General features: G+C 71.8%; 12 protein-coding genes. 3 read left to right on the top strand and 9 right to left on the bottom strand.

Going from position 1 to position 11469, the window contains the following annotated elements; translation table 11 throughout:
• Positions 1-217: 217 nt before the first annotated feature.
• Entirely contained in the window at positions 218-508 is a 291-nt protein-coding gene (locus ACFYT9_RS22025; RefSeq protein WP_250730475.1) for a glutaredoxin family protein, read from the bottom strand.
• Positions 509-601: 93 nt separating this feature from the next.
• On the opposite strand from ACFYT9_RS22025, the gene ACFYT9_RS22020 reads away from it, so the two are divergent.
• From ACFYT9_RS22020 to ACFYT9_RS22010, 3 genes are all read left to right on the top strand, one after another.
• Positions 602-1564: an HAD family hydrolase gene (locus ACFYT9_RS22020; RefSeq protein WP_376602434.1), complete on the top strand. Its 963-nt coding sequence runs from the start codon at positions 602-604 to the stop codon at positions 1562-1564.
• Positions 1565-2054: 490 nt separating this feature from the next.
• Positions 2055-2846, top strand: a complete 792-nt coding sequence (locus tag ACFYT9_RS22015; RefSeq protein WP_360312957.1) for an ECF subfamily RNA polymerase sigma factor, BldN family — start codon at positions 2055-2057, stop codon at positions 2844-2846.
• 327 nt (positions 2847-3173) lie between these two features.
• Entirely contained in the window at positions 3174-4448 is a 1275-nt protein-coding gene (locus ACFYT9_RS22010; RefSeq protein WP_389166354.1) for a DUF5667 domain-containing protein, read from the top strand.
• 85 nt (positions 4449-4533) lie between these two features.
• Here ACFYT9_RS22010 and ACFYT9_RS22005 read toward each other — a convergent pair whose 3' ends face one another.
• From ACFYT9_RS22005 to ACFYT9_RS21970, 8 genes are all read right to left on the bottom strand, one after another.
• Positions 4534-5601 (bottom strand): lysophospholipid acyltransferase family protein, encoded by a 1068-nt coding sequence (locus ACFYT9_RS22005; RefSeq protein ID WP_389166351.1) that lies wholly within the window; start codon positions 5599-5601, stop codon positions 4534-4536.
• A gap of 15 nt (positions 5602-5616) precedes the next feature.
• Positions 5617-6678 (bottom strand): NAD-dependent epimerase/dehydratase family protein, encoded by a 1062-nt coding sequence (locus ACFYT9_RS22000; protein ID WP_387273331.1) that lies wholly within the window; start codon positions 6676-6678, stop codon positions 5617-5619.
• Between the two features lie 155 nt (positions 6679-6833).
• Complete coding sequence (locus ACFYT9_RS21995) at positions 6834-6932, bottom strand: 30S ribosomal protein bS22 (protein WP_003948845.1); 99 nt, start codon at positions 6930-6932, stop codon at positions 6834-6836.
• Between the two features lie 153 nt (positions 6933-7085).
• The gene (locus ACFYT9_RS21990; RefSeq protein ID WP_030495139.1) at positions 7086-7295 is read right to left on the bottom strand and encodes a helix-turn-helix domain-containing protein; all 210 of its coding nucleotides are present in this window, start codon (positions 7293-7295) and stop codon (positions 7086-7088) included.
• Positions 7296-7422: 127 nt separating this feature from the next.
• Positions 7423-8238, bottom strand: coding sequence for a phosphatase (locus ACFYT9_RS21985; protein WP_389166744.1), 816 nt, complete (start codon positions 8236-8238; stop codon positions 7423-7425).
• 78 nt (positions 8239-8316) lie between these two features.
• Positions 8317-9492 (bottom strand): acetoin utilization protein AcuC, encoded by a 1176-nt coding sequence (locus ACFYT9_RS21980; RefSeq protein ID WP_376604576.1) that lies wholly within the window; start codon positions 9490-9492, stop codon positions 8317-8319.
• A complete protein-coding gene (locus tag ACFYT9_RS21975; protein WP_389166347.1) occupies positions 9461-10660 on the bottom strand; it encodes an MFS transporter in 1200 nt (399 codons plus the stop codon). The genes ACFYT9_RS21980 and ACFYT9_RS21975 overlap by 32 nt, the downstream gene beginning before the upstream one ends.
• A gap of 43 nt (positions 10661-10703) precedes the next feature.
• Positions 10704-11351 carry an HAD family hydrolase gene (locus tag ACFYT9_RS21970; protein WP_389166345.1) on the bottom strand — a complete coding sequence of 216 codons (648 nt, stop codon included), beginning with the start codon at positions 11349-11351 and terminating at the stop codon, positions 10704-10706.
• Between the last annotated feature and the right edge of the window lie 118 nt (positions 11352-11469).

Raw genomic sequence — 11469 nt, 5'->3', positions numbered from 1 at the left:
CGTCGAATGCAGGCTATGTCTTTGTGAACGCGTGCACAAAGATGGTGTCCGTTTTGTCCGGCCAAAGTGACCGGGGTCACGCGACCGGTTCTCGCCGCCGTGGAACCGTCGCACGCCGCGACGCGTGGAGAAGCCGAAGGGGGCAAAGCCGCACACACTCCTCACGACGTGGCCCCCGAATGCCAACAAAACGTCCATGATGGTAACCGGCTTTCGGTCACACACCCAGTTCGCGCCGGAGCCGCTCCGCGTCCACCCGCCAGAAGGTGTGCTGCTCCCCGTCCACCAGGACGACGGGAATCTGCTCCCAGTACTCCTTGTACAGCGCCTCGTCCTGGAGGATGTCCCGCTCCTCCCAGCGCGCCCCGGTCTCGGCGCACACCGCCTCGATCACCGCCCGGGCGTCGTCGCAGAGATGACACCCCGGCTTCCCGATCAGCGTCACGGTCCGCGCGGCCGGGTCCTTCGCCGCGTCCTTCTTCTTGGCACGTCCGAACATGCCGTCCATTGTCCCGCCCCGTCACGGCGGTGACCCGCACTGTTCACACGACGGCATCCCCACAAGTCGGGAAGTACCGAACAGACTGGCTATGCTCCAGACATGGCCGCTCTGGGATGGCTCACCCCCCGTAGGCGCTCCGCCACCGCGCGCAGCGTCCTGGCAGGCGAGGCCGCCGCGGAGGCGGCCCGCAAGACCTCGCTCCAGCTGGAACAGGAGCGGGAGGAGGAGGCCGCCGCCATCGAGGCGGCCTCGGAAACCGCTCCGGAGGAGCCCGAGTTCCCGGTCGTCGGCGATGTACGGGCCGCCGCCTTCTTCGACCTCGACAACACCGTGATGCAGGGCGCCGCGATCTTCCACTTCGGCCGCGGCCTGTACAAGCGGAAGTTCTTCCAGCGCCGCGAACTCGCCCGCTTTGCCTGGGCGCAGGTCTGGTTCCGGCTGGCCGGCGTCGAGGACCCCGAGCACATGCAGGAGGCCCGCGACAGCGCGCTCTCCATCGTCAAGGGCCACCGCGTCTCCGAACTGATGTCGATCGGCGAGGAGATCTACGACGAGTACATGGCCGACCGGATCTGGCCGGGCACCCGCGCCCTGGCCCAGGCCCACCTCGACGCGGGCCAGAAGGTCTGGCTGGTGACGGCCGCCCCGGTCGAGACGGCCACGATCATCGCCCGCCGCCTCGGCCTCACCGGCGCCCTCGGCACGGTCGCCGAGTCGGTGGACGGCGTCTACACGGGCCGGCTCGTCGGCGAGCTCCTGCACGGCCCGGCCAAGGCGGAGGCGGTACGGGCCCTGGCCGCCGCCGAGGGCCTGGACCTCGCCCGCTGCGCCGCGTACAGCGACTCGCACAACGACATCCCGATGCTCTCGCTCGTCGGGCACCCGTACGCGGTCAACCCGGACACCAAGCTGCGCAAGCACGCCAGGGACCGCGAATGGCGGCTGCGCGACTACCGGACCGGCCGCAAGGCGGCGAAGATCGGCATCCCGGCCGCCGCGGGACTCGGCGCCGTCGCCGGCGGCACCGCCGCCGCGGTCGCCCTCCACCGCCGCCGCCGCTGACCCCGGGCCCGAGGCGCCACGCCCCGGCCCCCGGCCCCGCGGAACCCCGCCCGCGGAACCGAACTCCCCTGCGCCTCCGGTGCGCCAGGCCCGTGCCGATACGTTTCGGCTGCGATCATCTGCGACAACCACGGACCAGAGGGGCTCACCCGTCCGTGCTCGAACAGCCGCACACCCCTCGACTCCCGGGCATTCCCGCGCCCTTACCCACGAGCGGCCCGCCTCACTCTCCCCTACCGCACATGAGCACAACGCAACGCCGACGCAGTCACACTCGGAAGCCACTCGATCAATAACCGGTCACCAAGTGCTACTTGATGCGGCGGCAACCTATAACTGAAGCGACGTAATCGATGATTTAGGCAACTGGGTGTAGCGCTGCCTGTACGAAGCGTTATTCTCCTCAGACGCACAGCGGAACCCTCCCGTCGCCACGACGAGTGAACGGCTCCGCACTGCACGTGATGGAAGCTCTGCCTCTGGGAGTCCCGTGTACCCACACGTCGGGGTTGACGCCTCGGGCCTGGCTACGCTGCGCGCAACGGTCCTCGACCACTTGCGTGGCTTCGTCCCCACCGCGTACGTCGGTCCTGCGCCCGCCTTCGCCTTCGCCGCACCGGCACCGGCCGGTCCTTGCTATGCCCTCGCCGACGGCGGTGCCGCCGTCGGCAGACGGAGCGCGCGCGGCGGGGCCGGAAGCCCGGCCACCGCCCGACGCCCCACCGCGGACAGCGACAGCGCCCGCATGATGGATCTGGTCGAACGCGCCCAGGCCGGCGAGGCCGACGCGTTCGGCAGGCTGTACGACCAGTACAGCGACACCGTCTACCGCTACATCTACTACCGCGTCGGCGGGAAGGCGACGGCGGAGGACCTCACCAGCGAGACGTTCCTGCGCGCCCTGCGCCGGATCTCCACGTTCACCTGGCAGGGCCGCGACTTCGGCGCCTGGCTCGTCACCATCGCCCGCAACCTGGTCGCCGACCACTTCAAGTCCAGCCGCTTCCGGCTGGAGGTCACCACCGGCGAGATGCTCGACGCCAACGAGGTCGAGCGCAGCCCGGAGGACTCCGTCCTGGAGTCCCTCTCCAACGCCGCGCTCCTCGACGCCGTCCGCCGTCTCAACCCCCAGCAGCAGGAGTGCGTGACCCTCCGCTTCCTCCAGGGCCTCTCGGTCGCCGAGACCGCGCGGGTCATGGGGAAGAACGAGGGCGCCATCAAGACCCTCCAGTACCGGGCCGTCCGCACCCTGGCCCGACTCCTGCCCGAAGACGCCCGCTGACCCGGGCCGCCGACCGCCGCCACCCCTCCCCGTCCCCACCGTCCCCGTCCCCACCCCGTGAAGCCTCTTGACCCCCTCACCCGTACACATCCCCCCACGCCACCACTGCCCGTCCCACATCACAGTCGGTGACGCTTCGATGACGCACTGGTCCGATCATCCTTCGCGCGTAACCCAAGTGCCGCGCCGCTCGTTGTGCGAAATGCAGGCTCCCTGTGGTCACGCCCTGCCCGCAGATCCTCACTCGTTCGTGTGGATCTGCTCAAGGAGGGCAACCTTCCGGACCCCTTGGGGAGTCGACCGTCATGACGAGAGGAGGTGCCGCCAGTGATCGCGAACGTGCACCGGCGGGCGAACGCCTTCGCCCAGGCCCTGGAGGACCGGGCGCCCGAGGGCGAGGCGGCCGACCGGCCCGACGCCCCGGCCGACACGGGCGACCAGGGACGGCTGTTGGCCTTGGCGAGCGGTCTCGGCGAACTGCCGAAACCAGAGCTCGACCCCGAGGTCAAGGTGGTGCAGCGAGCCCAGCTCGTCGCCGCCATGGAGGCGATGTTCGCCCAGGGGACGGCCGCCGGGGGCCCCACCGTCCCGGAGCAGCGGACCACCAGGGGCGCCCACCGGGCCTCCCCGCTGAGAAAGCTCCGCCCCCGCTCCCGCTGGACCAAGGGGCTCGCGGCGGGCGGCCTCACCGTCGGTGTGGCGGCCGGAGCCTTCGGCGGCGTCGCCGCCGCCAGCTCCGACGCCCTCCCCGGTGACTCGCTCTACGGACTCAAGCGGGGCATGGAGGACCTCAAGCTCGGCATGGCCGACGACGACGCCGACCGCGGGGGCATCTACCTCGACCAGGCGTCCACCCGGCTCAGCGAGGCCCGCCGGCTCATGGAGCGCGCCCGCGCCGGCGACCTCGACCACGAGTCCCTGAGCGAGATCCGGCGCGCCCTCGGCGGCATGAAGCACGACGCCGAGGAAGGGCACCGGCTGCTCCGCCAGGCGTACGACCGGGACGGCGAGATCGCCCCGATGGCCCGGCTGAACTCCTTCGCCCAGGGCCACCGGGACACCTGGAACGGCCTCCGCGACCGTCTCCCCGTCCAGCTCACCGACGTCGGCCAAGAGGTCAGCGGCGTCTTCGACGCCATAGACCAGGAGGTCGAGCCGCTCCAGTCGATGCTGCCCCGCACCCCCCAGACGGGCGCGGTCGACCCCGGCGGCTCCAGCAGCAGCCCCACGGCCCGGCAGAGCCATCAGGGCACCGACACCCAGCAGCCCCCGGCCACCCAGGACGCCCCCACCCAGGGCGGCCAACCGGCCACCACCACCCCCCGGCCCTCCGGCACCACCCAGGGCACCGGGCAGGGAGGCGACCCCACCACCGGCACCGGCACCACCCCGAGCCCGGGCGCCGAGACGGGCACCACCTCCCCCGAGGACGACGGACTCCTCGGTGGCAACACCGGCGGCCTCCTCCCGACCACCCCCGCGGACACGGCACCCACTCCCGAGGAGAGTCACCCCACCCCGACACCCCCCGACGTCACCATCCCGCCACTCCTGCCGGGCCTCCTTCCAGGTCTCGGCATCGACAGCGAGGACGCTCGCTGACAAGGAGAAGGGGCGCCCCCACGGACGGGGGGCGCCCCTTCTTCCATGCCCGGACGACCACAGGAGCCCGGAGCAGACCCGGCACCTAGAAGAAGACCGACCTCCGCTGAACCAGCAGCTTGTACAGCGTGTGCTGGATCTGTTCCCTGACCTGATCCGTCAGGTTGAACATCAGCATCGGATCCTCCGCCGCCTCCGGCGGATACGAGTCCGTCGGGATCGGCTCGCCGAACTGGATCGTCCACTTCGTCGGCAGCGGCAGCATCCCCAGCGGCCCCAGCCACGGGAAGGTCGGCGTGAGCGGCACGTACGGCAGCCCGAGCAACCGCGCCAGCGTCTTCGCGTTCCCGATCATCGGGTAGATCTCCTCGGCGCCCACGATCGAGCACGGCACGATCGGCACCCCCGCCCGCAGCGCCGTCGAGACGAACCCGCCCCGCCCGAACCGCTGAAGCTTGTACCGCTCCGAGAACGGCTTCCCGATCCCCTTGAAGCCCTCCGGCATCACCCCGACGACCTCGCCGGCCCGCAGCAGCCGCTCCGCGTCCTCCGCGCACGCCAGCGTGTGCCCCGCCTTCCGCGCCAGCTCGTTGACGACCGGCAGCACGAAGACCAGATCCGCGGCGAGCAGCCGCAGATGCCGGCCCGCCGGATGCCGGTCGTGCACCGCGACCTGCATCATCAGCCCGTCCAGCGGCAGCGTCCCGGAGTGGTTCGCGACGATCAGCGCCCCGCCCTTCTCCGGGATGTTCTCGACGCCCTTCACCTCCACCCGGAAGTACTTCTCGTACAGCGGGCGCAGCAGCGACATCAGCACCTGGTCGGTCAGCTCGGCGTCGTAGCCGAACTCGTCGACCTCGTACTCGCCCGTCACCCGGCGCCGCAGGAACGCCAGCCCGCCCGCGAGCCGCCGCTCCCAGTCGGCCCGCCCCGACGCCACGCCCCCGCCCCCGCTCACCGGGCCCGCGGCGGCCTCAGCGGCCTCAGGGGTCTCAGGCGCGACAGCGGCCTCGTCCGGCACCTCCCGCGCACCCGGCAGTGCCCGCACCGCCGCCGTACCCGTACCGGCCTCGGACGGCTCCTCGGCCCGGGCCGGCCTGCGCCGGGCCCGCGACCGGTCGTCGTCGAAGGGAATCACCTTGGCGTCCGCCATCGCTGTCGCCGCTCCTCAGGATCCGTCGTGGGAAGGAATCGGATACGTCTCCGGGGCGACCCGGCCTGCCAGCCGGTCCACCGCCCCCGCGAGCGCCGCCGGCGGCAGCAGCCCCGGCCCCCGGCTCGCCGCGAAGTCCGCGAACGCCTCCGCCGTCGTGTACCGCGGCCGGAAGCCCAGCACCTCCCGCAGCTGCGTGGTCGACACGACCCGCCCATGGGTGAGGAGCCGGATCTGCTCGGGCGCGAAGTCGGTCAGCCCGACCGTCCGCAGCGCGGATCCCACCCAGGTCACCGCGGGCAGCAGCAGCGGCACCGTGGGCCGCCCGAGCCGCCGCGCGCACTGCGACAGCAGCAGCACCCCGTCGCCCGCCACGTTGAAGGTCCCGCTGTTCAGCGACGCCCGGCGCGGCTCGTGCGCCACCAGCCGCAGCACGTCGATCACGTCGTCCTCGTGGACGAACTGCAGCCGCGGGTCGTACCCCAGGACGGTCGGCATCACGGGCAGCGACAGGTACTCGGTCAGCGGGGACTGCACCCGGGGCCCCAGGATGTTCGCGAACCGCAGCACGCACACCGCCACGTCCGGCCGCCGCCGGGCGAAGCCCCGTACGTACCCCTCGACCTCGACCGCGTCCTTCGCGAACCCGCCGCTCGGCAGCGACTTCGCCGGGGTCGTCTCGGTGAAGACCGCCGGATCGCGCGGCGCGGAGCCGTACACGGTCGTGCTGGACTTCACCACCAGCCGGCCGACCCGGGGCGACTTCTGGCAGGCGCCGAGGAGCTGCATGGTGCCGATGACGTTGGTCTCCTTGACCGCCGTCCGGCCGCCCGCGCCCAGCGCCGTCCCCGTCACGTCGAGGTGCACCACCGTGTCCACCTCGTGCTCCGCGAGCACCTTGGCGATGGCCGGTCTGCGGATGTCCGCCCGGACGAATTCGGCGGCCCCCAGGGGATGCCCGGGCTCGACCACGTCCACGGCCACCACCCGCTCCACCTCCGGGTCCCGCTGGATCCGCCGCACGAAACGGCCCCCCAGATGCCGGGCTGCACCGGTGACGAGCACGACCTTGCCCAAGATCAGCGCCTTCCGTCCGAACTTCCGTCCGTCTTCCCGTAGCCGCCACCGTAGCGCCTGCGTATTGCGGCGCAATGACGACGTGGCCCCTCACCGATGCCGGTGAGGGGCCACGCCAGGTCACGCACGGATGACCGCTCGCGCGGTCGCCGCTCTTACTTCTTGTTGCGACGCTGAACGCGCGTGCGCTTGAGCAGCTTGCGGTGCTTCTTCTTGGCCATCCGCTTGCGCCGCTTCTTGATAACAGAGCCCACGACTACCCTCGCTCACTTCATCTCACTGGTGCGGGGCGTCTGGGCCCACACGACCTACGAGGGGTCAGCCTACCGCCCCTGGCACCGCACGAGTAATCCGAGGGCCGGACCGGGCTTCACCGGCCGTTCGGCCGCAGGACGACCGCGCGCCCGCTACGCGGTCCCCACCCCCACGTACGACTCCCTCAGGTACGCGTGAACCGCCTGTTCCGGGACCCGGAAGGACCGGCCCACCCGGATCGCCGGCAGATGACCGCTGTGCACCAAGCGGTACACGGTCATCTTCGAAACGCGCATCACCGCGGCGACTTCCGCCACGGTCAGGAACTTGACCTCGTTGAGAGGCCGATCGCCAGCAGCCATGACCCACCTGTACCTTCCGCCGCGACGCCCACCGGCTTCCCCTCCGGTGACTCTTCGTCGTCGAACGCTCACGAATCAGACTAGGGGCGGGTGGTACGAGTGGGGAAGAGGAGCCCCTATCGCCCGTTTACCGTGACAGACACGCTCGATTGAGTACATAGCGCGTGAGGGGACGGTAGTACGCCGAGGGCACCCCGTCATCGAGCGGGACGGCCACCGCCACCTGCCCCTCGGCCTCCCCCACGAACAGCGCCGGATCGTCCGTGTCGGCCACCCCGATCGTCTCGATACCCAGCTGACCAGCACCGCAGACCCAGCCGTGGTCCCCCACGACCAGCTCGGGCAGCGGCCCGCCGGCCTCCGCCGCGCTCTCCAGCACGGCCCGCACGGGCAGCGCCGAGTGCGAGTGCGCCCCCGGCTCGCGCCCGCCCTCCGACGGTCCCGCCTCCCGTACGAACGCGACGCCGTGTACGTAGTCGAGGAGGTACGTGCGTAGACCGAACCGGGTCGTTATGTCGACACATCTCCCCAGCGCGGGGGTGAGGACATCACATCCCGCCGCCGACAAGGCGTCTGCGAGAGCGGCGTAGAAACCGAGCAGTCGATGCGGATGGCCCGTTCCGAACAGCACCGGAGCCCGGCGCGCGGCCACCGAGGCGAGCCGCCCGGCGAAGGCGTCGAGCCCGCTCAGCGTCCGCTCCGGATCGATCACGTCCGGCCCCGAGCGGTGGGCCGGATCCCCCGACACCCCGCACTTCTCGGCCATCAGGCGCAGCAGCTCGGCCTCGTCCCAGCCTCCGGCCGGCACGAGCCCCAGTGTCACCCGCGGATCCCGCGCGGCGAAGAGCCGGTAGCTCCGCAGGCTCTCCTCCCGCGACGTCGCCACCGTCCCCGCCAACCCCGCCGCCAACAGATGCGCCCGCAGCGCCCCGGTACTCAACACCCTCCCGATGCTGCCGGATCGCTGCTGCCGCAACGTCAGAACCGTTGTCCTACCGCACAGTTGGCGTAACCCGACGACCTAGGCGAGCAGGCCCCGCAGCGGGAACGCCGCCTTCCGGGTCGCGAGCACGGCCTGGTCGAGCCGGTCGGCGGGGTCGTAACCGGCGGTCCACTCACGGAAGTCCACCGGCCACCGCCCGTCGGTCATCCGCCCCGGCCCCAGCTGCCGCGTCCGCGCGTACACCTCGTCCCGCCACGAGGACGGGATCACCGTCTCCGGCGCCACGGGCGCGTGCGCCGCGATCCCGACCAGATGCGTCCAGGACCGCGGTACGACGTCCACCACGGCGTATCCGCCGCCGCCCAGCGCCACCCAGCGGCCGTCCGCGTACGCGTGCGCCAGCTCGTGACACGCCTCCTGCACGGCCCGCTGGGCGTCCAGCGACACCGCCAGGTGGGCCAGCGGGTCGTCGAAGTGGGTGTCCGCCCCGTGCTGGGTCACCAGCACCTGCGGCCGGAAGTCGGCGAGGAGCTCCGGCACGACGGCGTGGAAGGCCCGCAGCCAGCCCTCGTCGCCGGTCCCGGCCGGCAGTGCCACGTTCACCGCGCCGCCCTCGCCGGGACCGGACGCCCCGGTCTCCTCCGGCCAGCCGGTCTGCGGGAACAGCGTCCGCGGGTGCTCGTGCAGCGAGACGGTCAGGACCCGCGGGTCCTCCCAGAACGCCGCCTGCACCCCGTCGCCGTGGTGCACGTCGACGTCCACGTACGCGATCCGCTCCACGCCCAGTTCGAGCAGCCGGGCGATCGCCAGTGAGGCGTCGTTGTAGATGCAGAACCCGGCCGCGCCGCCCGGCATCGCGTGGTGCAGCCCGCCGGCGAAGTTCACGGCGTGCTCGGCCTCGCCCCGCCACACGGCCTCCGCCGCCGCCACCGACTGCCCGGCGATCAGCGCGGACGCCTCGTGCATCCCCTCGAACGCCGGGTCGTCGACCGTCCCGAGCCCGTACGCCTGGTCGGCATGGCGCGGGTCGGCCGAGGCCGCCTTCACCGCGGCCACGTAGTCCTCGCGGTGCACGAGCCGCAGCGTCGACTCCCCGGCGGGCTTGGCGGCGACCACGTCCACCGCCCGGTCGAGCCCGAAGGCCCGGACCAGCCCCATGGTCAGCGCGAGCCGCACCGGGTCCATCGGGTGCTGGGGCCCGAAGTCGTACCCCGTGACAGCTTCATCCCACATCAACAGTGCGCGGCCGCTCATGCCCGCCACCGTATCGGGCCTCGCGCGAACCGAACGACGTGGCGTACACCACCGTCACCAGCACGAGCGCCATCGGCACGAGCATGGCCCCGCGGTAGCTCCACGCGTCCCCGAGCGCCCCCACGAGCGGCGAGCCGACGAGGAAGCCGACGTAGTTGAAGACGTTGAGCCGTGCGACGGCGGCGTCGCTGTTCCCGGGGAAGAGCCGCCCGGCCGCCGCGAAGGTCTGCGGCACGATCACGCTCAGCCCGAGCCCCAGCACCGTGAAGGCCGCGACCCCCACCCACACCGACTGCGCCACGGCCACCAGCGCGAACCCGCAGGCCGCGAGCACCGCCCCGGCCCGCACGACCGTCGCCGCCCCGAAGCGCCGCACCCCGAGGTCACCGACGGCCCGCCCGAGCAGCGTCGTCACCATGTACGCGTTGTACGGCACGGTCGCCGCCGCCTCCGACCCTCCGAGCACGTCCTGGAGGTACTTCGCCGACCAGTTGGAGACCGTCGAGTCCCCGATGTAAGCGAACGTCATCACCAGGCACAGCGGCAGCAGCAGCCGGAACACCGGCGCGCCGCCCTTCGTGGCCGCCTCGCCGCCCGGCCCCGTCGGGCCGCCGTCCACGTACCACCGGCTGCCGAGGAACGCCGCCGGCGCCAGCACCACGACCACCGGCAGATACGACCAGAGCAGCGACAGCTGCCAGTGCGCCCCCACCCAGGCCAGCGAGGCCCCGGCGATCCCGCCGAGGCTGTACGCGGCGTGGAAGCCGAGCATGATGCTCCGCCCGTACGCCCGCTGGAGGCTCACCCCGAGCATGTTCATGGACGCGTCGAGCGCGCCGACCGCGAGGCCGAACACCCCGAGCGCGACGGCCGCCGTCCACAGCTCCTCCCCCGCCCCCACGGCCAGGAGCGCCAGGAGGACGACGGGCTGCGACCACCGGAGAACCACCGAGGGCGGCACCCGCGTGACGAGCTTCTCCGTCGCGACGCTGGCCACGCCGGCGAGGACCGGCACGGCCGCCAGGAAGAGCGGCAGCAGCCCGTCGGAGATCCCGTACCGGTCCTGGATCCCGGGGATCCGGGTCACGAGCAGGGCGAAGGCCACGCCTTGGACGAGAAAACTGAAGGCCAGGGAGGACCGCCCCCGCCGCAGCCGCGCATCGGTCATGGCGGCACAGCGTAGGCCCGTCACCTACCGATGGGTAGATGGATCACAGACCCAAAATGCCGGGCAGTTCGTCCATCCCGGAGAAGAACCCGCGGGCGCCGGCGAGCCGGTCCTCGGGCGTCATCGCCGTGAACCCGTAGACGTCCATCCCGGCCGCGACGGCCGCCTGGACGCCTAGCCGGCTGTCCTCGACGACGACACACCGCTCGGGCGGGACGCCCATCCGAGCGGCCGCGTGCAGGAAGAGGTCCGGCGCCGGCTTCCCCCGCCCCACGTCCTCCGCGCTGAAGACGACCTCCTCGGGGAACCAGGCGTCGAGCCCGGTCTTCCGGTGGCCGACCCGGATCCGCTCGTGGCTCCCGGAGGACGCCACACAGTACGGCACCCCGTCGGCCACCAGCCGCTTGAGCACCTCCACCGCCCCTTCAACCGGCTCCAGTTCCTCCCGGAAAGCGGCGAAGACCCGTGCGTGGAAGGCGTCGTCGAAGTCCTCGGGCAGCCGTTCCCCGGTCCGTTCCCGCACGAGGTCGTGCACCCGGTGGAGGGCGGCCCCCATGTAGTCGCGGAGGGAGTCCTCGTATGTGGTGGGGTGCCCGAGCTCGGTGAGGTAGCCGGCGAGCAGGCGATTGGACAGCGGCTCACTGTCGACGAGCACACCGTCGTTGTCGAAGATGACGAGGTCATAGCGCATGAGCCCAGCCTAGAGCTGCCCCAGAACGCAAAAATGCCTCAACCCCCGGACAGAGTCCGGGGGTTGAGGCCAATAATTGTTCGGCGGCGTCCTACTCTCCCACAGGGTCCCCCCTGCA

It is taken from the genome of Streptomyces sp. NPDC004435, assembly GCF_042873895.1.
Lineage (GTDB): Bacteria > Actinomycetota > Actinomycetes > Streptomycetales > Streptomycetaceae > Streptomyces.
Note: the sequence above shows the minus strand (reverse complement) of the source record. Positions and strands in the feature narration are given on the sequence as shown.

Bases quoted from the DNA above. Each gene is read 5' to 3' on its own strand.
- ACFYT9_RS22025 (WP_250730475.1), bottom strand. From the start codon at position 508: ATGGACGGCATGTTCGGACGTGCCAAGAAGAAGGACGCGGCGAAGGAC.
- ACFYT9_RS22020 (WP_376602434.1), top strand. From the start codon at position 602: ATGGCCGCTCTGGGATGGCTCACCCCCCGTAGGCGCTCCGCCACCGCG.
- ACFYT9_RS22005 (WP_389166351.1), bottom strand. From the start codon at position 5,601: ATGGCGGACGCCAAGGTGATTCCCTTCGACGACGACCGGTCGCGGGCC.
- ACFYT9_RS21990 (WP_030495139.1), bottom strand. From the start codon at position 7,295: ATGGCTGCTGGCGATCGGCCTCTCAACGAGGTCAAGTTCCTGACCGTG.
- ACFYT9_RS21980 (WP_376604576.1), bottom strand. From the start codon at position 9,492: ATGAGCGGCCGCGCACTGTTGATGTGGGATGAAGCTGTCACGGGGTAC.
- ACFYT9_RS21975 (WP_389166347.1), bottom strand. From the start codon at position 10,660: ATGACCGATGCGCGGCTGCGGCGGGGGCGGTCCTCCCTGGCCTTCAGT.
- ACFYT9_RS21970 (WP_389166345.1), bottom strand. From the start codon at position 11,351: ATGCGCTATGACCTCGTCATCTTCGACAACGACGGTGTGCTCGTCGAC.